Annotated in this window: 17 protein-coding genes and 1 other RNA gene; 11 read left to right on the top strand and 7 right to left on the bottom strand. The window is 63.3% G+C overall.

All coding sequences use genetic code 11. The annotated features are described in order from the left end of the window. The first annotated feature begins 15 nt into the window (after positions 1–15). From VWZ85_RS02120 to rpmG, 3 genes are all read left to right on the top strand, one after another. Positions 16–726 (top strand): N-acetylmuramoyl-L-alanine amidase, encoded by a 711-nt coding sequence (locus VWZ85_RS02120; RefSeq protein WP_416586897.1) that lies wholly within the window; start codon positions 16–18, stop codon positions 724–726. A gap of 170 nt (positions 727–896) precedes the next feature. Next, an RNA gene (gene rnpB, locus VWZ85_RS02125) (RNase P RNA component class A) lies at positions 897–1,317 on the top strand. A gap of 107 nt (positions 1,318–1,424) precedes the next feature. Next, entirely contained in the window at positions 1,425–1,592 is a 168-nt protein-coding gene (rpmG, locus tag VWZ85_RS02130) for a 50S ribosomal protein L33 (RefSeq protein WP_007814563.1), read from the top strand. A 400-nt stretch (positions 1,593–1,992) separates the two neighbouring features. Here the strand turns inward: rpmG and VWZ85_RS02135 are convergent, their stop codons facing one another. From VWZ85_RS02135 to VWZ85_RS02145, 3 genes are all read right to left on the bottom strand, one after another. Further along, positions 1,993–2,466 (bottom strand): GNAT family N-acetyltransferase, encoded by a 474-nt coding sequence (locus VWZ85_RS02135; RefSeq protein WP_340546337.1) that lies wholly within the window; start codon positions 2,464–2,466, stop codon positions 1,993–1,995. 115 nt (positions 2,467–2,581) lie between these two features. After that, positions 2,582–3,358 (bottom strand): Bax inhibitor-1 family protein, encoded by a 777-nt coding sequence (locus VWZ85_RS02140; protein ID WP_340546067.1) that lies wholly within the window; start codon positions 3,356–3,358, stop codon positions 2,582–2,584. 507 nt (positions 3,359–3,865) lie between these two features. After that, on the bottom strand, positions 3,866–4,081 hold the full coding sequence (locus VWZ85_RS02145; RefSeq protein ID WP_340546065.1) for a DUF1127 domain-containing protein: 216 nt from the start codon (positions 4,079–4,081) through the stop codon (positions 3,866–3,868). 127 nt (positions 4,082–4,208) lie between these two features. Here VWZ85_RS02145 and VWZ85_RS02150 point away from each other — a divergent pair, with 127 nt between their 5' ends. Next, positions 4,209–5,102 carry a LysR family transcriptional regulator gene (locus VWZ85_RS02150; RefSeq protein ID WP_416535096.1) on the top strand — a complete coding sequence of 298 codons (894 nt, stop codon included), beginning with the start codon at positions 4,209–4,211 and terminating at the stop codon, positions 5,100–5,102. Between the two features lie 59 nt (positions 5,103–5,161). On the opposite strand, the gene VWZ85_RS02155 is transcribed toward VWZ85_RS02150, so the two are convergent. Continuing rightward, positions 5,162–6,130 carry an NADPH:quinone oxidoreductase family protein gene (locus VWZ85_RS02155; protein WP_416535097.1) on the bottom strand — a complete coding sequence of 323 codons (969 nt, stop codon included), beginning with the start codon at positions 6,128–6,130 and terminating at the stop codon, positions 5,162–5,164. A gap of 367 nt (positions 6,131–6,497) precedes the next feature. On the opposite strand from VWZ85_RS02155, the gene VWZ85_RS02160 reads away from it, so the two are divergent. The 3 genes from VWZ85_RS02160 to VWZ85_RS02170 all read left to right on the top strand — a co-directional run bounded on the left by VWZ85_RS02160 (position 6,498) and on the right by VWZ85_RS02170 (position 9,185). Further along, complete coding sequence (locus VWZ85_RS02160) at positions 6,498–6,869, top strand: helix-turn-helix domain-containing protein (RefSeq protein ID WP_340546062.1); 372 nt, start codon at positions 6,498–6,500, stop codon at positions 6,867–6,869. Between the two features lie 65 nt (positions 6,870–6,934). Further along, a complete protein-coding gene (hisN, locus tag VWZ85_RS02165; protein WP_416586900.1) occupies positions 6,935–7,729 on the top strand; it encodes a histidinol-phosphatase in 795 nt (264 codons plus the stop codon). A 115-nt stretch (positions 7,730–7,844) separates the two neighbouring features. Further along, complete coding sequence (locus VWZ85_RS02170) at positions 7,845–9,185, top strand: 8-oxoguanine deaminase (RefSeq protein ID WP_416586901.1); 1,341 nt, start codon at positions 7,845–7,847, stop codon at positions 9,183–9,185. Between the two features lie 107 nt (positions 9,186–9,292). On the opposite strand, the gene guaD is transcribed toward VWZ85_RS02170, so the two are convergent. Then, positions 9,293–10,579, bottom strand: coding sequence for a guanine deaminase (gene guaD / locus VWZ85_RS02175; RefSeq protein ID WP_416541370.1), 1,287 nt, complete (start codon positions 10,577–10,579; stop codon positions 9,293–9,295). Positions 10,580–10,715: 136 nt separating this feature from the next. On the opposite strand from guaD, the gene mgtE reads away from it, so the two are divergent. From mgtE to VWZ85_RS02195, 4 genes are all read left to right on the top strand, one after another. Beyond that, positions 10,716–12,104, top strand: a complete 1,389-nt coding sequence (gene mgtE, locus VWZ85_RS02180) for a magnesium transporter (protein WP_416535100.1) — start codon at positions 10,716–10,718, stop codon at positions 12,102–12,104. Positions 12,105–12,164: 60 nt separating this feature from the next. Next, a complete protein-coding gene (locus VWZ85_RS02185) occupies positions 12,165–12,725 on the top strand; it encodes a 5-formyltetrahydrofolate cyclo-ligase (RefSeq protein WP_340546058.1) in 561 nt (186 codons plus the stop codon). 115 nt (positions 12,726–12,840) lie between these two features. After that, positions 12,841–13,653: a TIGR00282 family metallophosphoesterase gene (locus VWZ85_RS02190; RefSeq protein ID WP_340546057.1), complete on the top strand. Its 813-nt coding sequence runs from the start codon at positions 12,841–12,843 to the stop codon at positions 13,651–13,653. Between the two features lie 297 nt (positions 13,654–13,950). Beyond that, on the top strand, positions 13,951–15,729 hold the full coding sequence (locus VWZ85_RS02195; RefSeq protein ID WP_340546056.1) for an SLC13 family permease: 1,779 nt from the start codon (positions 13,951–13,953) through the stop codon (positions 15,727–15,729). A gap of 51 nt (positions 15,730–15,780) precedes the next feature. On the opposite strand, the gene VWZ85_RS02200 is transcribed toward VWZ85_RS02195, so the two are convergent. Together VWZ85_RS02200 and VWZ85_RS02205 are read right to left on the bottom strand one after the other, a co-directional pair. Then, positions 15,781–17,451 carry an FAD-binding dehydrogenase gene (locus VWZ85_RS02200; RefSeq protein ID WP_416586905.1) on the bottom strand — a complete coding sequence of 557 codons (1,671 nt, stop codon included), beginning with the start codon at positions 17,449–17,451 and terminating at the stop codon, positions 15,781–15,783. A gap of 111 nt (positions 17,452–17,562) precedes the next feature. Further along, positions 17,563–19,338 (bottom strand): SLC13 family permease, encoded by a 1,776-nt coding sequence (locus tag VWZ85_RS02205; RefSeq protein WP_416535104.1) that lies wholly within the window; start codon positions 19,336–19,338, stop codon positions 17,563–17,565. Positions 19,339–19,379 lie beyond the last annotated feature (41 nt).

The raw sequence follows: 19,379 nt of genomic DNA on the forward strand, positions 1-19,379 counted from the left end.
GGCGGCTGGCGCCTCATGACACCTCCGCCGACCTCTGCTGACACCGGGACGGATGCCATCTGGCATCCCAGTCCCAATTTCACTGCGCGCCGCCATGATCTGACGCCGCATCTGGTTGTGCTGCATTACACCGCGATGGACAGTGCCGAGGCCGCATTGGAGCGGCTCTGCGACCCGCGGTACGAGGTGTCGGCCCATTACCTGATCGCCGCTGACGGACGGCTGTGGCAGATGGTCAGGGAGGCCGACCGCGCCTGGCATGCCGGCGCCGGGGAATGGTGCGGGCAGGAGGATATCAACTCCCGCTCGATCGGGATCGAATTGGACAACCGGGGCGATCATCCGTTTTCTGCAGCCCAGATGAACCGGCTGGAGGGGCTGCTGCGGGCTGTGCTGTTGCGCTGGCGGATCCCGGCCTCCGGTGTGATCGGGCATTCCTGCATGGCGCCGGGGCGCAAATGTGACCCGGGCGCCCGCTTTGACTGGGCGCGGCTGGCCAGACAGGGGCTGGCCAGCGCCGCGCCGGGTGCTGCGGCGCGGCCAGAGACCGACGTCGGGATGGACCGCTTTCGCGCTCTGGCGCGGCGGCGTGGCTTTACGGCGGATGTGGATGACGCCACCCTGCTGCAGGCGGTGCGCCTCAGATTCCGACCATGGCAGACCGGTCCCTTGACCGACAGGGACGTCCTGCCGCTGCTGACCGATGCGTCCCGGGCAGAGGCCTGAGCGAGGCTCTGCCTCGCGCTCCGGGATATTTGACGCCAGAAGATAGAGAGCGTCCCGGCATCTTCTGGCCGCAAATATCCTGGGGTGAGCGCCGCAGGCGCGAGGGGGCAACGCCCCCGGTGCACTATCCGCTTGACCTTGGGCGCAGTAGTTTCTACGCCAACCCCTGCGCAGAGGGCCGGACGGCCGCGGGGGGCCGCAAGGCGTCGCGAGGAAAGTCCGGACTCTACAAAACAACGGTGCCGGGTAATGCCCGGGCAGAGCGATCTGACGGAGAGCGCCACAGAAAACAGACCGCCCATGTGCGCCTGCCTGTCAGGTGATCCCATGTGGGTAAGGGTGAAACGGTGGGGTAAGAGCCCACCGCGCCGCTGGCAACAGGGGCGGCACGGCAAGCCCCACCGGGAGCAATGCCAAATAGGACCCCCGCGCGGGCCGGTCGGCGTCAGCCGATACCGCCGCTAGGCATGTTTTGGCCAAGAGGGGTCGGGTTGGCAGCTGGAGGTGCACAGCAATGTGCATCCTAGATGAATGGTCGTCGAAAGGGCCCTGGCCCTGGAACAAAATCCGGCTTACAGGCCCTCTGCGCAAAATATCCCCTCGAATCCTATTGACTCGCGGGGTGGTGCAGGTAAAAGCGCACGCTCATATAGGAATTTACCGAGAGGCCCCTGCCTTTTCGGACGCAGGAGAATACCATGGCGAAGCCGACCACAATCAAGATCCGCCTGAACTCGACCGCGGGCACGGGCCACTTCTACGTGACCAAGAAAAACGCACGCACCATGACCGAGAAAATGGTTGTGCGGAAGTACGACCCGGTCGTGCGCAAGCACGTTGAATACAAAGAAGGCAAAATCAAATAAGCCTCTTGGTGTTGCGCTGCCTCCGGCCGCGACACCGCCCCCGATATTCGGGACAGTAGATCAGAAGGGTCGCACCAGGGTGCGGCCCTTTTTCGTGTGGCCGCGCTGTTGCCTGACTGACCGGGCGCCACTGACCGGGCGCCGCTTGCCGGGCTGCCGGTCGCGCGCATTTTTATGAAAATTCGGTAAATGAAAACACCGACGGCGCGCCGGATCGGCCCGAAAATGCCACATTTGGCCGTCACATATGTCTTGGGATGTGGGTGAGAGAGTGGGTCCGGGATGCAGCGCCAGAAGCGCGCGGTTTCGGAACTTCACAGCACCACAGGTCGGCTCGGGGGAGCGACCATGACAGGAGGCGACGGTGGGGTCGCCTCCTGTTTTTCGTTGTGGCCGCAGATTAGCCGCGCCACTCGGCCATGACCATCACAGGCAGCAGGCCCATACGCTGCATCAGCGCCGCAGAGGCGGTGTTGAAGGGGGCGTATGTGGTTGCGATCACCGGAACGCCCTTGGCCGCCACAGAGCGCTTCATATCGGTGATCAGCGCGGTTGCGACACCCATGCGCTGCCAGCTCTTGGCGACGGCGACATGGTGCAGCATGGCGCGGGTCTCGGCCCTGCGGACGGGGAGGGCAGGGCGCTCCTCGATGCCATAGATGACATAGCCCATGATCCGCCCCTGCGGGCTGACGGCGGCGCGGGCGGTCAGGCTTGGCTCGCTCAGCCATGTCTCAAGCCAGCGGGCCAGCGCTGCACCATCAGGATCGGCCGGGTAGCGGTCAGGCTGGTGGGTGACATGCAGCGCGTGCAGCTCTTGCAGCAGCGGGACAATGCGGTGCGCCTCTTTTGGGGCGATATCAATCAATCTCATCGGGGTCTCAAATTCGTTGCGTGACATGTCCCGGCCGCAACCGCAGCGCGGGCAAAGAAAAAGGGCGGATCGTGATGATCCGCCCCGGTCTTGGTTGGCTCTGGAAGGTGTCGCGTTATTCGCGATTTCCAAGCAGCTGGAGCAGCATCATGAACATATTGATGAAGTCCAGATAGAGGCTCAGTGCGCCCATGATCGCGGATTTCGCCAGCCATTCCTGGTCGCCCATATGGGCGTGCTGGAGATAGTCATTCTTGATCCGCTGGGTGTCATAGGCGGTGAGACCCGCAAAGATCAGCACGCCGATCACCGAGATCGCAAAGGCCATTGCCGACGACGCCAGGAAAATGTTGACGATAGACGCCACGATCAGGCCGATCAGGCCCATGATCAGGAAGGCGCCCATGCCGCTGAGGTCCTTCTTGGTGGTGTAGCCCACCAGCGACAGGCCCGCAAAGGCGATGGAGGTGATCAGGAACACCTGCACGATGCTTTCGCCGGTGAACACCAGGAAGATCGAGCTGATCGACAGGCCCATCACGGTGGCGAAGACGTAGAACAGCAGCTGGACGCCCGCGGCCGACATGCGGTTCGCGGCGGCGCCGATGCCAAACACAAAGGCCAGCGGGGCAAACATGATCACCCACTTCAGCGGCGAGGCGTAAAGCGCATAGCCGATGCTGGTCAGGTATTTATCGGCACTCAGCTGGGCTGCGGCATTGGCCGGATCGGAGGTCACCGCCAGGCCGGAGATGGCCCAGGCAGCCAGAAATGTAATGAATGTGCCCACGGCCATGGTGCCGTAGACCTTGTTCATATGGGCGCGCAGGCCCGCATCTATCTCCGCAGAGCGTGCGCCCGCTGTGGACCGGATGGTGTCAAACTGTGCCATGTATCATGGTCTCCGTCTTTAAACTCCCTCGCGCAGGTTTCCTGCTGCGTGCAGAGACCTGGCGTTCCTCGCAAATATCGGGTGAAGCGGGGCGCGGTTCAAGGCCGTAGACCGAAGTTTCGGTGGAATTATCGACAAAAAACCTGGGATGTTTGGCGAGGGCTTGCACAGAGCCAGACCAAAGTGTTCCGGATCCGGGTCCGCGCCCCCTCTGAGATCACCCTGAGGCAGTTTTCACAACTTGGGCGTGCGGTTCTGTAGGTGCTGTCTGGCGACCCTGTTGCAGGCTAACATCATGAACCCACAAAAGACGCACAAAGATTCCATCTTCACGGCATCGCCACAGGTGGCCGCCGGTCGTGCGCCGGCGACACCTCCGGCGACGGTCCCAGAGAGTTCCTTGACTCCCAACCTTGATCCGGGGGCAGACTGTTGGGGTGCAAAAGGTCCGCAGCGCGGACCTCTTTTCGTATTAGGCTTGGTGTGAGCCTTGTCGGCGCGTCGCCTTTAGCGGGTCCAGCTGCTCGGCGCGTCCCAGATCGGGCGGCGGGCCTCTGCCTGGGCTTCGGTCTTGCTGATGCCCATGTCGTCCAACGCGCTTTGATCAAGCGTGGCCAGCATCCGGCGTTCGCGCCAGATGGCGAGGCGTTGGGCAACGGTTGCGAGGAACGAGCGGCGGGGCGCGCAGGTGCAGTTGCGCAGGCTGTTGTCCATATAGGTCATGATTTTTGTCCTTTTCTGGAACTCTGATGAGGTTACGGTGTCTGATCAATTCTGTTGATATATATGGCGGAGTATGATTGATATGAAAAACGAATGTTTATGATTTAAACCATCAAGGATTGTGATGATGCGAAACCTCGATATCACCACGCTGCGCTCGTTTGTGGCGGTTGCGGACAATGGCGGGGTGACCCGCGCGGCCGGTTTTCTGCATCTGACCCAATCGGCGGTCTCCATGCAGCTGAAGCGGCTGGAGGAGCTGTTGGGCCTGCAACTGCTGGACCGTTCTGGCCGCACCATTGCGCTGACGGCCTCGGGCGAGCAGCTGCTGGCCTATGCGCGGCGGATGGTGGCACTGAATGACGAGGTAATCGGGCGGCTCACCGATCAGGCCTATGAAGGTGAAATCGTTCTTGGGGTGCCGCATGACATTGTCTACCCGGCGATCCCGCAGGTGCTACAGCGTTTCAATGCGTCGTTCCCACGGGTGAAGGTGCAGCTGATCTCCAGCTATACCCGCTCTTTGAAAGAGCAGTTTTCGCGCGGTGAATGCGATCTGATCCTGACCACCGAAACCGCCACCTCGGAAAACGGCGAAACGCTGGCCAAACGGCCGCTGTGCTGGATTGGTGCGCCCAATGGATCAGCCTGGCGGCAGCGCCCGCTGAAACTGGCCTTTGGCCGCTATTGCACCTTCCGGCCCAAGGTGGTGAGCGCGCTGGACGCCGCCGGGATCGCCTGGGAAATGGTGGTGGAGACCGATAGCGACCGCACCATCGAGGCGACGGTCAGCGCCGATCTGGCGATCCACACCATGATCGAGGGCACCGAGCCGCCGCATCTGCTACAGATCGACCACGGTGGCAGCCTGCCGGATCTGCCGATCCAGCTGATCAACCTCTATGGGGCAGAGACCTCTGGCTCTCCGATGGTGACTGAACTTGCCTTTCTGGTGCGGAAGGCCTTTCGCAACATCAGTACCCCGCTGGCGGCGGCGCAGTCCCATTGGACCGCAGCCTGACACCTGCGCCCTAACGATCGCGCCCTGCGGCTGCCCTGCACCGCGGCGGCTGCCGTCGCCTAGGCCTCTGGCCGGATCATGATCACCACCTTGCCGGTGGCTTTGCGGTTGCGCAGCAGCTCCAGCCCTGCGTCAGTCTCCTCCAGCGGCAGGCGGTGGCTGATGTGTGGGCGCAGCGAGCCGTCACGATACCAGTCGATCAGCCGCGCGATGGCGCCCCTGACCACCGCCGGGTGGCTCTTCAGGTAGCCGCCAAAGTAAAACCCGATAACGCTGAGGTTCTTCACCAGCAGGTGGTTCGCCGGGATCTGCGGCACCTCGCCGCCGGCAAAGCCGATGGGCAGCAGCCGCCCGCCCGGGTTGGTAGACCGAAAGGCCGCTTGCCAGACATCGCCGCCAATCGCCTCATAGACCACATCGGCCCCGCCCAGATCCTTGACCGCCTGCCGCAGATCCTCGTCGGCGTCGATCAGATGATCCGCGCCCGCCGCCTTGGCCACGGCCAGCTTCTCGGCTCCACGCGCATGGGCGATCACCCGCGCGCCCAGACGTTTGCCGATTTCCACAGCCGTCAGCCCGACACCACCGGCAGCGCCGGTGACCAGCAGGGTTTCCCCCGGCTGCAACCGCGCACAGTGATCCAGCGCAACCAGTCCGGTGCCATAGGTGATCTGAAACGCCGCCGCATCGGCAAAGGACATCTCATCGGGGATCCGCGTGACGCGATCGGCCGCAAACACCCCGGCCTCCGCCAGCCCGCCCTGACCGGAAAACACCGCCACCCGATCGCCAACCGCCAGCCCCTCCACATCAGGGCCAAGCGCCTGAATGACGCCCGCCAGTTCCAAACCGGGAATAAATGGCAGGTCCGGCGTATCCTGATATTTGCCACGGAGCAGAAGAAGATCGGCAAAGTTCAACCCACAGGCGTGTATTGCAACTGCAACTTCTCCGCTTCCCGGTGATCCTACGTCAACTTCTGCGATAGTCGGGGAAATGTCAAAACTGCTGACACTGTAGGCGCGCATATCATTTTTCCATATCTGGCATGGGGTAAGGTGATTCTGAATGGCCAAACCATGCCAGATTCGCCTTCAGATCACCTCACTATTTATGGGGAGGTGGAGAACATGTGTAAAACATGCAAAAAAGTGAAATAAAATTGGTACATGAAATCATGCGTTTGCCGCACAGGTGCTGACCCCGGCGAGAGTGAACGCTTGAATTCAACCGTTAAGGTCGTACACTCAACTCCAATGGGAGCGCCTTGTCGTTTGTCCAGAAACCCGTCGGGTTTTTTGGCAACATTGGCACCACGCGGGAATTGCCGGGTGGGCGGGGGTTTAAAAAGGCGGTTAGGGTGGCACCCAGTTTTGTAAATCTTAGGAGAAACGCATGGCTCATCCAGTGGACGTGCACGTGGGGAAACGTATCCGGCATCGCCGGTGGCTCATCGGCATGACGCAACAGCAGCTCGCAGAGCTGGTTGGTATTAAATTTCAACAGATCCAGAAATATGAAACCGGTGCAAACCGGGTCAGCGCCTCCCGGCTCTGGGATATTTCCGACGCGCTCAGCGTGCCGGTCAGCTTCTTTTTTGAAGGTCTGCAAGATGATGATGCCCCGGCATCGGACAAGGCACGCGTGCCTGACGATCTGATGGGCGACAAGGAGGCATTGGATTTGGTGCGCTCCTACTATGCGATTCCTGAAAACCAGCGCCGTCGTCTGTTCGAACTGGCGCGCGTGCTCAGCGACGCAGCCTGATTTTCCCGCCTCAAGTGGGGGCTTGGGGCTTGAAATATGCGCGGTTGAATGTCACCCCTTCGGGTATGACTTCAGCCGCGTTTTCAGATCTGGACGTTGCCCATCGGATGGCCGATGCCGCACGTCAGGCGATCCTGCCCTATTTCCGCTCAGCCGGGCTGCAATCCGACAACAAGCTGGACGAAGGTTTCGATCCCGTCACCATCGCCGACCGGGCCGCCGAACAGGCGATGCGCGCGGTGCTTTCGCAACTCAGGCCCGAGGACGGCATCCTCGGCGAGGAATACGGCGAGACCCGTGGCCAGTCCGGGCGCATATGGGTGCTGGACCCGATCGACGGCACCCGTGGCTTTATCAGCGGCACCCCGACCTGGGGGGTGCTGATTGCCCTTGGCGATGCGGATGGCCCTTTCCTCGGCATCATTGATCAACCCTATATCGGTGAGCGGTTCATTGGTACGCCCGAGGGGGCCAGTCTGACCGGCCCGCTGGGGGAGGTCGCACTCAGCACCCGCAAGACATCGGATCTGTTGGCGGCCACGCTGTTCACCACCTTTCCCGAAGTCGGCAGCGCAGCGGAACGCGCCGCCTTCCAGCGGGTCGCCAGCGAAGTTCAGCTGACCCGCTACGGGATGGATTGCTACGCCTACGCGCTGCTGGCCGCCGGGCAATGTGACCTGGTCATCGAGGCCGGGCTCAACGCCTACGACATCCAGGCGCCGATCGCGGTCATCGAGGCCGCCGGTGGCGTGGTGACCAACTGGCAGGGGGAGCCTGCGCATGAGGGCGGTCAGGTCCTGGCCGCAGCCACCGCCGAGCTTCATGCCGCGGCGCTTGCCCTGATCCGCAAAACCACTTGAAACGACCTCGGGCAATCCATTAGGGTTCGGCCACGCGCCGAGTCCTTTGCCCATATTCTGTCGGCGCGCCATCACACTTCTGAACCGAAATGGGCGGCCTGACGGAGTGTGACCTGTGCCTGAAATTCTGATCGAAGATATTGATATCGCGCTGACAATGGATGATCAGCGCCGCCAGCTGACCCATGCCGATCTGCGGATCCGCGACGGGGTGATCGCCGAGATCGGCAGCGATCTCGCCACGGAGGGCGAGCGGATCAGCGGCCGGGGCTGCGTGGTGACCCCGGGCCTTGTGAACACCCATCATCATCTCTATCAGAATCTCACCCGCGCGGTGCCCGGCGCGCAGGACGCGCTGCTGTTTGGCTGGCTCAAACGGCTCTATCCGATCTGGTCGGCCTTCACCCCCGATGACATCCATGTCTCCGCCCAGCTGGGGCTGGCCGAACTGGCCTTCTCGGGCTGCACGCTCACCTCCGATCACCTCTACCTCTATCCCAATGGCACCCGGCTGGAGGACAGCATCGAGGCGGCGGGTGATATTGGTCTGCGCTTCCAGCCGACGCGCGGCGCCATGAGCATCGGCGAAAGCGCGGGCGGCCTGCCGCCGGACAGTCTGGTCGAGGAGGAACGCGCCATTCTCGACGATATGATCCGGGTGGTGGACCGGTTCCACGATCCCGCCGAAGGCTCCATGTGCCGGGTGGCGCTGGCGCCCTGTTCACCGTTTTCCGTCAGCCGCGAACTGATGCGCGACACTGCGCTTCTGGCCCGCGACAAGGGGGTGATGCTGCACACCCATCTGGCCGAAAACGACGAGGATATCGCCTATTCCCTGGCGCAGTTCGGCTGCCGTCCCGGCCAATATGCCGAAGATCTGGGCTGGACCGGCCCCGACGTCTGGCATGCCCATTGCGTGAAACTGGATGCCGGGGAAATCGACCTCTTTGCCCGGACCGGAACCGGTGTTGCCCATTGCCCCTGTTCCAACTGCCGCCTTGGCAGCGGCATCGCGCCGCTGCGCGCCATGCGCGATGCGCAGGTGCCGGTTGGTCTCGGCGTGGATGGATCGGCCAGCAATGATATGGCCAGCCTGATCAGCGAAGCCCGTCAGGCGATGCTCTTGCAGCGGGTCGCACAGGGGGCTGATGCCATGAGCGCCTATGAGGCGCTGGAGATTGCCACCCGTGGCGGCGCGGAGGTGCTGGGGCGGCGCGATGTCGGCCAGCTGGCGGTGGGCAAACGTGCCGATATCGCGATCTGGGACGTGACCGGCATCGCCTCCAGCGGCAGCTGGGATCCGGCGGCGCTGCTGTTGGCGGGGCCGGCGCAGGTGAAACATCTCTTTGTCGAAGGGCGCCAGATCATCCGCGATGCCACGCTGGCGACCGTGGATCTGCCAGACCTTCTTGAACGGCACCAAAAAGCCACCACACGGCTGATGCAGCTGGCCTGACGCAGCTGACCAGATCGGCGACAGCGCGCGGCGCTCATCTTCTGGCCCGAAATATCCCCGCCGGAGGCAGAGGCGCATCAGCGCCTCTTTCCCCCTCGGTGCCCGGCTCAGCTGCGCGCGCCGTTGATCCAGACCTCGGTCACCGCCCGGTCATCGCCCATCATGATGGTGGCAAAGACCGCCTCCCAGAGATCGCGCGCGCCCGCGCAGCGCTGCGCAATCGCCGGGGTCGAGGCCAGATCCAGGACCACCAGATCGGCCTCCATGCCCGGGGCGAGATTGCCGATCTGGGCCTCCATGCGCAGCGCGCGGGCCGAGCCTTGGGTGGCCAGCCACAGCAATTGTGCAGCATGCAGCGGCGTGCCGCGCAGCTGGCCGATTTCATAGGCGGCCGCCATGGTGCGCAGCATCGAGAAACTGGAGCCACCACCGGTATCCGTCGCCAGACCAATGCGTTGCCCCTCAGCCATCAGCCCGGCCATGTCGAACAGCCCAGACCCGATGAAGGTATTGGAGGTTGGACAATGCACCAGCGCCGCGCCAACCTCGCGCAGGCGGGCGCGCTCGCGGTCTTCCAGATGGATCGCATGACCGTAGAGGCCACGTTCGCCCAGCAGGCCAAATTGCTCATAGGTGTCCAGATAGTCCCGGGCCTCGGGAAACAGCGATTTCACCCAGGCAATCTCGTCGGTCTGCTCGCTCAGATGGGTCTGCATCAGGCAGTCTGGGTGCTCGGCCCAAAGCGCACCCATCGCCTCCAGCTGTTCGGGGGTCGAGGTGGGCGAGAACCGTGGCGTGATCGCATAGGACAGCCGGTCCACCCCATGCCAGCGGCCAATCAATGCAGCGCTGTCGTCATAGGCCGATTGCGCGGTGTCGCGCAGGCCTTCCGGGGCGTTGCGGTCCATGCAGGTCTTGCCCGCAACCACGCGCTGCCCGCGCGCCTGCGCGGCGCTGAAAAACGCCTCCACGCTTTCGGGGTGGATGGTGCAGTAGCTGCACATCGTGGTGGTGCCATTGGCGCGTGTCAGATCCAGATAGCGGCCTGCGATTTCATCGGCATAGCCACGGTCGCCAAAACGCATCTCCTCGGGGAAAGTATAGCTGTTCAGCCAGTCGATCAGCCGCTTGCCCCAGCTGGCAATGATCGCGGTCTGCGGGAAATGCACATGGGCATCGACAAAGCCGGCGAGGATCAGGTGATCGCCGTGATCCACCAGGCTGGCGGAGGGGTGGGCCTTGCGCAGCGCATCAGCCGCGCCCAGTTCCAGCACCTTGCCACCACCAATCGCCACCGCTTCATGCAGCGTCGCCGCAGCCTCGGGGTGGTCGCCCTCAAACGGGTCTCCCGCAAATGACAGGACCTGCCCCCGTAAGATAAATTCTGCCTGCATCCGACGCGGTCCTTTCTTGCCAAACTGCGATGCGCAGGATACGCGCAGCGACATCGACGGTAAATTACGTCATTGTCATTGTTTTTCGGTAACAGCTTCTTTTATTCCAGAAGCAATCACCAAAAGGGGCCTCGGAATGATCGCAGATGACCAAAAAGAGCCAGTCGATGCCACATTCGAGGATGCCTACGAGCTGGACCGCAAACGGGTTGCCCAGATTCTGGAGGCGGTGGAGGCCGATGACCAGCCTCAGCTGACCGAGCTGATGGAGCCGCTGCACGCCGCTGACATCGCCGACCTTCTGGAACAGATCAGCGCCTACGAACGTGGCCGCCTGATCCGCCTTTATGACCGCGAATTCGACGGCGAGATCCTGTCAGAACTGGATGAATCAATCCGCGAAGAGGTGATTTCGCTGCTGGCGCCGCAGGTTCTGGCCGAGGCGGTGCGCGACCTCGAAAGCGATGATGTGGTCGACCTTCTGGAGGATCTGGAAGAGCCTCAGCAGGCGGCCATCCTCAATACGCTCGAAGATGCCGACCGGGTCGCGGTGGAGCAATCGCTGAGCTACCCGGAGAATTCCGCCGGCCGCCTGATGCAGCGCGAGGTGGTGATGGCCCCCGACCACTGGACGGTGGGGCAGGCGATTGATTTCATGCGTGAATCCGAACACTTGCCGGATCAGTTCTACCACGTGGTTCTGGTCGACCCGCGGCTGCACCCGGTGGGCAATGTCACGCTCGGCCGTATCATGTCCTCGAAACGGGAGGTGCGGCTGAGCGAGATCGTCGAAGACACCTTTCAGATCATTCCCGCCGATCAGGACGAAGAAGACGTCGCCTATGCCTTCAACCAGTATCACCTGATTTCGGCCCCGGTTGTCGATGACGAGGGGCGGCTGGTTGGTGTCATCACCATGGATGACGCCATGATCGTGCTGGATGAGGAACATGAAGAAGACATCCTGCGTCTGGCCGGTGTCGGTGAGGGCAGCCTGGCCGACCGGGTCATGGCCACCACGAAACAACGCTTTCCCTGGCTGGCGGTGAATCTGGCAACGGCGATTCTGGCCTCGCTGGTGATTGCCCAGTTCGAGGCGACGATTGCGGAATTTGTGGCGCTGGCGGTGCTGATGCCCATTGTGGCCTCGATGGGTGGCAATGCCGGCACCCAGTCGCTGACCGTGGCGGTGCGCGCGCTGGCCACCCGCGACCTCACCGGCTCCAACGTCTGGCGGGTGATCCGGCGGGAGGTCCTGGTGGGGTTGGTGAACGGCCTCGCCTTTGCGCTGATCATGGCCGTTGTCGGCATCCTCTGGTTCGGCTCACCTATGCTGGGCGTCGTGATCGCCGTCGCTATGGTGATCAATCTGGTCGTCGCGGGGCTGGCGGGGACAGCGGTGCCGATTATTCTGGAGAAAATCGGCGTCGACCCGGCGCTGGCCTCCGGCGCCTTTGTGACGACGGTCACGGATATCGTTGGTTTCTTTGCCTTTCTCGGGCTGGCCGGGGTGTTGCTGCTCTGATCCTGCCCGCTGTTGCCGCCCGTCCGGGTGGTGTTCACTTGCTTTGACAGGAGCCGCACCATGGATGACCTCACCCGGATCAAGGCCGACGCCCGCAAGGCGGCCTTTCAGCGCCGCAAGGCCGCCTTTGACATGAATAAACCCGGTGTCGCGGGGCATCTCTCGGAGGTGCTGGCAGGCTATCGCGGCGTGCCGCTGTCGGGCTATATGCCGATCCGCACCGAGATCGACCCGCTTCCTGCGATGGCGGAAGCCGCCGCTCATGGCCCTGTTGGTGTGCCGGTGATCCAGGCCAAGGATACACCGCTAAACTTCAGCCGCTGGCAGCCTGATGGCGCGCTGCGCGACGGTCCCTTTGGGGCAAAGGTGCCGGAGGTCGATGACTATTTCGAACCGGAAATCCTGATCGTGCCGCTGGTCGCCTTTGATGCGCGCGGCGGGCGGCTGGGCTATGGTGGCGGCTTTTATGACCGCACTCTGGAGCTGCTGCGGGCCAAACGTCCAACCCTCGCCATCGGTTTTGCCTTTGACGCGCAGGAGGCCGAAAGCCTGCCGCTGGAGCCCACCGACCAGCCGCTGGACATGCTGATCACCGAAAGCCGGGTGTTGCAGTTCAGCTGACACCCGCTGCGACGGGCCAAGGGTTTGTCAAAAAACCTTGGCAAAACTTTTCAAAAAGTTTTGCACCCGCAACGCGGCTCTTGTCCTGAGCCTTGCAACGGCGTACCACGCGGCAATGCGACTATTATTTCTTGGCGATGTCATGGGCCGTGCGGGACGCAAGGCCATTTCCGAACACCTCCCGCAGATGCGCAAGGACTGGCGGCTCGATTTTGTCGTGGTCAATGGCGAGAATGCCTCAAACGGTATGGGGCTCAATGGCGAACACGCCAAGCTGCTGCTGGATGCCGGGGCCGATTGCCTGACGCTTGGCGATCATGCCTTTGACCAGAAGGACATGTTGCAGGCCATTGAGAAAGAGCCGCGCATCATCCGGCCGCTGAATTTTGCCAAAAACGCGCCGGGGCGCGGCTACCGGCTGTTCAATGCTCCGGGCGGGCGCAAGGTGCTGGTGGTGCAGGCGCTGGGGCAGGTGTTCATGAAACGGGCCTATGACGATCCCTTCGGCGCCGTTGAGGCGGTGCTGAAATCGCACCCACGCGGTGGGCTGGCGCAGGCGGTGATCGTGGACATGCACTGCGAGGCCACCTCCGAGAAGATGGCGATGGGCCATTTCTGCAATGGCCGCGCGTCGCTGGTGGTGGGCACCCATACCCATGTGCCGACGGGCGATGCGCAGATCCTGTCGGAGGGCACCGGCTATCTGACCGATGCTGGCATGTGCGGCGATTACAATTCGGTGATCGGCATGGAGAAAGCCGAACCGATGCGCCGTTTCCTCACCGGCATGCCCAAGAACCGCTTTACCCCGGCCGAAGGCCCGGCAACCCTGTCGGGTGTTTTTGTCGAAACCGATGATCGCACCGGGGCGGCCAAATCGATCCGCATGATCCGGGTCGGCGGCCTTCTCGAGCAGGCAACTCCCTGACGCTGGCCACCCGATCCAGGCCCCCTAGTGCAGGCCACGGCAACCCCGCCCGTTCCATGCGCGAAATCTGGGCAGGCGGGGCGGGATATTCGCCTGCCAAACCCCTCAAATTCCGAAGCTTATTCGCAAAGGACCGCTAAATAGGGACCAGATGCTCCCATCGTGTTGCGAAACACTTGCCTCCGGTGACCGGATCAGGTTCACTCCCTTGGGCCGCGCGATATGCGAGGCGGTTCGCGCAGTTCTTTCAGGTCGCCGATGATTGATCTCTCAACCTCTTGGATGTCTTTACCCCTGATGCAGTTCATTCCCCTTGGCGAAACCGGTGGCGCGGTTCTGACGTTGCTGATCGTGGTGGCCATGTTTGCCGCTTTCCTGCGGGAAACCTTCCCGACCGAGGTGGTGGCGCTGGCCGGTGTCTCTGCGATGCTGGCAACCGGCGTTCTGCCCTATCAGGCGGCATTGCCCGTGCTGTCGAACCCGGCGCCCTGGACCATTGCGGCCATGTTCATCATCATGGGCGCGCTGGTGCGCACCGGCGCGCTTGATGCCTTTACCGCGCAGGCCCGCAAACAGGCCGAGGTCAATCCGAAACTGGCCATTGCGCTCTTGATGGTCTTTGTCGTTGCCGCCTCGGCGGTGGTGTCGAATACGCCGGTGGTGGTGGTGATGATCCCGGTGTTCATCCAGATCGCCCGCACAATGAACGTTTCCGCCTCCAAGATGCTGATCCCGCTCAGCTATGCGGCCATCCTGGGCGGCACGCTGACGCTGATCGGCACCTCTACCAACCTGCTGGTTGACGGTGTTGCGCGGGCGCAGGGGCTGACGCCTTTCACCATCTTCGAAGTGACACCGCTTGGCATCATTCTGGTGATCTGGGGCATGATCTACCTGCGCTTCATCGCGCCGCGCCTGCTGCCGGATCGCAGCAGCATGGCCAGCCTGCTCAGCGACCGGTCCCGCATGAAATTCTTCACCGAGGCAGTGATCCCCCCGGACAGCAACCTGATCGGCCGCGAAGTCACCGGCGTGCAGCTGTTCAAACGGCCCGGCGTCCGTCTGGTCGATGTCATTCGCGGCGATATCTCGCTGCGCAACGCGCTGAAAGGGGTTGAGCTTCAGGTCGGCGACCGCGTGGTGCTGCGCACCCAGATGACCGAACTCCTCAGCCTGCAACGCAACAAGGAACTGAAGCGCGTCGATCAGGTCTCCACCGTGGAAACCACAACCGTGGAGGTGCTGATTACCCCCGGATGCCGCATGGTGGGACGGTCGCTCGGCGCGATGCGCCTGCGGCGGCGCTATGGCGTTTATGTGCTGGCGGTGCATCGGCGCAATCAGAACATCGGTGTGCAGCTTGAGGATCTGGTGGTGCGCGTGGGCGATACCCTGCTGCTCGAAGGCAATGTCGAGGATATCCAGCGACTGGCCGCCGATATGGATATGGCGGCCGTCTCGCAACCCTCGGTGCGCGCCTATCGCCGGCGCCACGCCCCCATCGCCATTGCCGCGCTGATCGGGATCGTGCTGCTCGCCGCGCTCAATGTGGCGCCAATCCTGCTGCTGTCGGTGCTGGCCGTCTCCACCGTGCTGATCACCCGCTGCATCGACGCGGATGAGGCTTTCTCATTTGTCGATGGGCGCCTACTGACGCTGATCTTTGCCATGCTCGCGATCGGGGCCGCCCTGGAAAGCTCGGGTGCGGTGCGTCTGATCGTGGATGCCGTGGCCCCCTCGCTGTCGCTGCTGCCGCCGTTCCTACTGGTCTGGGCCGTCTATCTGTTGACCTCGATCCTGACCGAGCTGGTCTCGAACAATGCCGTGGCGGTGGTGGTCACGCCGATTGCGGTCGGGCTGGCACAGGCTATGGGCATTGATCCGCGCCCGCTGGTGGTTGCGGTCATGGTTGCGGCCTCGGCCTCTTTTGCGACGCCAATCGGCTATCAGACCAATATGCTGGTCTACGGTCCGGGCGGTTACAAATTCACCGACTTCCTGCGCGTTGGCATTCCGCTGAACTTCAGCGTCGGCCTTCTGGCCTCCATCCTCATCCCCTTCTTCTGGCCGCTTTAACAACGGCCGGTAAGGATTTGTTAACAATGAGTTACCGCAGGTTTTGGCCGCTCATGCGATGGCGCGGGACCGGCCTGCCTGACGACCGGTAAACAGGCAGCCGCCCAGAAAGCTGCCCTCCAGCGCGTTGTAGCCGTGATAGCCGCCACCGCCAAAGCCTGCGACCTCTCCGGCGGCAAACAGTCCCTGCACCGGCGTGCCATCGGCGCCAATCAGCTGCCCGTCAAGATCGGTCTGCAAACCGCCCAGTGACTTGCGGGTCAGGATATTCAGCCGCACCGCGATCAGCGGCCCATTGGCGCGGTCCAAAATCCGATGCGGCTTGGCGGTGCGGATCAGCCGGTCGCCCCGGTAGTTGCGCGCGGCATTGATGGCGATGATCTGCGCATCCTTGGCAAAGGGATTGTCGGCCTGGGCATCGCGCGCTTCGATCTGACGCCGCAGGTGGGTTTCCTCCAGTGCGACATCGCCGATCTCGTTCATGCCCGCCACCAGCTCGCTCAGCGTGTCGGCCACCACAAAATCCGCACCATGTTTCTTGAAGGCCTCAACCGGGGCAGGGGCCTTGCCCCGCGACAACAGCCGGGCGCGCAGCACCTCGCCCCATTTGCCGGAGGTGAGATCGGGGTTCTGTTCGGACCCCGACAGGGCGAATTCCTTCTGGATGATCTTCTGGCTCAGGATGAACCAGCTGTAATCATGGCCCGTCTTCAGGATCTCGCGCAGCGTGCCCAGCGTGTCGAACCCCGGCAGATAAGGCGCAGGCAGACGGTCGCCTCTGGCGTCAAACCACATCGACGATGGCCCGGGCAGAATGCGGATGCCGTGGTTGGGCCAGATCGGATCCCAGTTGCGCAGCCCTTCGGTGTAATGCCACATCCGGTCGGCATTGATGACATGGCCGCCCGCCGCCTGCGCAATCGGGATCATCCGCCCATCGACGTGAAAGGGCACGCCCGCCACCATGCGGCGCGGTGCAGGTCCCAGCCGCTCCACCGGCCAGTTCTGGCGCACCGCATCCAGATTGCCGCCAATCCCGCCCGAGGCGACCAGCACCGAGGGCGCATAGACCTCGAATTGGCCGATTTCCTGACGGTTGGTGCGGGCCCCATGCGGCGCGTCATCTGCCGCCAAGACCTCGCCGGAGACACCTTTGACAGTTCCGCCCTGAGTGATGATATGGCTCACCTGATGGCGAAAGCGCGGCTGGATCAGACCAGCCTCGATATGGGCTTCGACCCGCGCGGCGAAGGGGGCGACCACCCCCGGTCCGGTGCCCCAGGTCAGGTGAAAGCGCGGCACCGAATTGCCATGCCCCTCGGCGTCGCCACCGCCCCGTTCAGCCCAGCCGACCACCGGAAACCAGCGCATTCCCAGACCATGCAGCCAGGCCCGCATCTCGCCGCTGGCAAAGTCCAGATAAGCGCGCGCCCAGCGTTGCGGCCAATGGTCTTCGGGGCGGTCAAACTGGGCGCTGCCGAACCAGTCGCGCCGCGCCAGATCGGGACAGTCGCGAATGCCCATGCGGCGCTGCTCGGGCGTGTCGATCATGAACAGCCCGCCCAAGCTCCAATGCGCCTGACCGCCCAGGAAATGTGCAGGCTCCTGATCCAGCAGGATCACCCGCTTGCCCCGGTCGCCCAGTTCGGCTGCCGCCACCAGCCCGGCCAGCCCGGCCCCGACGATGATCACATCTGCGCTGTTGTCCGTCGGCTGTCCCATGGCGTGCCTCTGCTGTTGGTCCCGGTTGTGGGATCAGCCTAAGCGTGCAGAGGGGCGCGGCGCAAACCCTGCGGTCCCTGCCGTTGGGTCACAGCAGCGCCACAGCGCCGATCACAGCGGCCAGAACAGCAGGATTGCGGGGATGGAGACCGCGATGATCAGCACCTCCAGCGGCAGGCCAATGCGCCAGTAATCGCCAAAGTGATAGCCGCCCGGACCCAGCACCAGCGTGTTGTTCTTATGCCCGATGGGGGTCAGGAACGCCGCCGAGGCCGCCACCGCCACCGCCATCAGGAACGGATCCGGCGACACGCCCAGACCATTGGCCATCTGGATCCCGACCGGGGCCGCGACAATGGCCGTGGCGGTGTTGTTCAACACATCCGACAGCGTCATGGTCACCACCATCAGCACGGTCAGAATGGCCCAGGCGGGCATGCCTGCGGTCAGCGTCAGCAGGCTCTCGGCGATCAGCGCAGTGCCGCCGGCACTGTCCAGCGCCGCCCCCAAGGGGATCATCGAGCCGAGCAGAACCACCACCGGCCATTCGATATGGTCGTATAATTCCGCCAGCGGCAGGATCTTGGTCAGCACATAGGCCACCACCACCAGCCCCAGCGCAATCGGCAGGTAGATGATACCCAGCGAGGCCGCCAGCACCGCGCCTGCAAACAGCGCGATGGCAAGCCAGGTCTTGTCATTGGCCGTGACCGACAGGCCGCGTTCCGCCAGCGGCAGGCAGCCCAGCCATTCGGTGACATCCGTGCCGCGATCACGCGGGCAGAGCAGCAGCAGGATATCCCCCGCCTCGATCTGTTCCTGCCGGATATGCCGGGTCAGGCGGCGGCCCTGCCGCGCCAGCCCCATCAGCACGGTGTTCTGCCGCCAGGCCAGCCCCAGCGCCTGCGCGCTGCGCCCCTTGATACGGGCGGTTTCCGGCACCACCACCTCGACCAGCTCCAGCCCATCACCGGCGGCGCCCAGCTTCTCCTGCCGCGCGGCATCGGCAAAATCGAGCGAGGCGGCGGTGCGGAATTCATCCAGCGCCTCGGGCGTGGCCTCCAGCACCAGCGCATCACCGGCTCGCAGCAGCTGACCCGCCGCGCGCCCATAGAGCCGCTTGCCGTCGCGGATCAACCCGAGGATCGCCACATCGGCCTTGTCGGCCTCCGCGTCCAGCTCGCCCAGACGCTGACCGATCAGGCCCGATCCTTCGGGCACCGTCAGCTCGGCGATATACTGCGACAGCTGTGCCTCCGAGTCGCCGGCCGCATTCTGGCGCAGCGGGATCAGCCGCCAGCCGATCAGCGCCACAAACAGCAGCCCCGCCAGCGCCGCAATGCCGCCCACCGGGGCAAAGTCGAACATTCCGAAGGGTTCGCCCAGAGTTTCGGCCCGGATCGACGCGATAATGATATTGGGCGGCGTCCCGATCAGCGTCACCATACCGCCCAGAATGGTGGCAAAGGACAGCGGCATCAGGCTCAACCCCGGCGCCCGCCCGGCCTTGCGCGCGGTCTGGATGTCCACCGGCATCAGCAGCGCCAGCGCCGCCACATTGTTCATAAAGGCCGACAGCACCGCACCGATACCACCCATCAGCGCGATATGTGCGCCCAGATTGCGGCTGCTGTCGACCAGCGTGCGGGTGATCAGAAACACCGCACCCGAGCGCACCAGCCCGGCCGAAACCACCAGCACCAGTGCCACCACCAATGTTGCCGGATGGCCAAATCCGGCAAAGGCGTCATTGGCAGGCACTACCCCCAGCAGGACCGCCACCATCAATGCGGAAAAAGCCACTATATCATAGCGATACTTGCCCCACAGCAGCAGGCCAAAGACAGCAGCGAAGAGGGCGAACAATACAATCTGGTCAAATGTCATGGCGCCACTCTAGCGGTTGCGCGCTGCGGGACAAGCGCCTC

It is taken from the genome of Phaeobacter sp. JH20_29, assembly GCF_048056175.1.
GTDB classification, from domain to species: Bacteria; Pseudomonadota; Alphaproteobacteria; order Rhodobacterales; family Rhodobacteraceae; genus Phaeobacter; species Phaeobacter bryozoorum.

Excerpts from the sequence above, each read along its gene's own strand:
- VWZ85_RS02120 (WP_416586897.1), top strand. The coding sequence starts at position 16 with ATGACACCTCCGCCGACCTCTGCTGACACCGGGACGGATGCCATCTGG.
- rpmG (WP_007814563.1), top strand. The coding sequence starts at position 1,425 with ATGGCGAAGCCGACCACAATCAAGATCCGCCTGAACTCGACCGCGGGC.
- VWZ85_RS02135 (WP_340546337.1), bottom strand. The coding sequence starts at position 2,466 with ATGAGATTGATTGATATCGCCCCAAAAGAGGCGCACCGCATTGTCCCG.
- VWZ85_RS02140 (WP_340546067.1), bottom strand. The coding sequence starts at position 3,358 with ATGGCACAGTTTGACACCATCCGGTCCACAGCGGGCGCACGCTCTGCG.
- VWZ85_RS02145 (WP_340546065.1), bottom strand. The coding sequence starts at position 4,081 with ATGACCTATATGGACAACAGCCTGCGCAACTGCACCTGCGCGCCCCGC.
- VWZ85_RS02150 (WP_416535096.1), top strand. The coding sequence starts at position 4,209 with ATGCGAAACCTCGATATCACCACGCTGCGCTCGTTTGTGGCGGTTGCG.
- VWZ85_RS02155 (WP_416535097.1), bottom strand. The coding sequence starts at position 6,130 with ATGCGCGCCTACAGTGTCAGCAGTTTTGACATTTCCCCGACTATCGCA.
- VWZ85_RS02160 (WP_340546062.1), top strand. The coding sequence starts at position 6,498 with ATGGCTCATCCAGTGGACGTGCACGTGGGGAAACGTATCCGGCATCGC.
- hisN (WP_416586900.1), top strand. The coding sequence starts at position 6,935 with ATGACTTCAGCCGCGTTTTCAGATCTGGACGTTGCCCATCGGATGGCC.
- guaD (WP_416541370.1), bottom strand. The coding sequence starts at position 10,579 with ATGCAGGCAGAATTTATCTTACGGGGGCAGGTCCTGTCATTTGCGGGA.
- mgtE (WP_416535100.1), top strand. The coding sequence starts at position 10,716 with ATGATCGCAGATGACCAAAAAGAGCCAGTCGATGCCACATTCGAGGAT.
- VWZ85_RS02185 (WP_340546058.1), top strand. The coding sequence starts at position 12,165 with ATGGATGACCTCACCCGGATCAAGGCCGACGCCCGCAAGGCGGCCTTT.
- VWZ85_RS02190 (WP_340546057.1), top strand. The coding sequence starts at position 12,841 with ATGCGACTATTATTTCTTGGCGATGTCATGGGCCGTGCGGGACGCAAG.
- VWZ85_RS02195 (WP_340546056.1), top strand. The coding sequence starts at position 13,951 with ATGCAGTTCATTCCCCTTGGCGAAACCGGTGGCGCGGTTCTGACGTTG.
- VWZ85_RS02200 (WP_416586905.1), bottom strand. The coding sequence starts at position 17,451 with ATGGGACAGCCGACGGACAACAGCGCAGATGTGATCATCGTCGGGGCC.
- VWZ85_RS02205 (WP_416535104.1), bottom strand. The coding sequence starts at position 19,338 with ATGACATTTGACCAGATTGTATTGTTCGCCCTCTTCGCTGCTGTCTTT.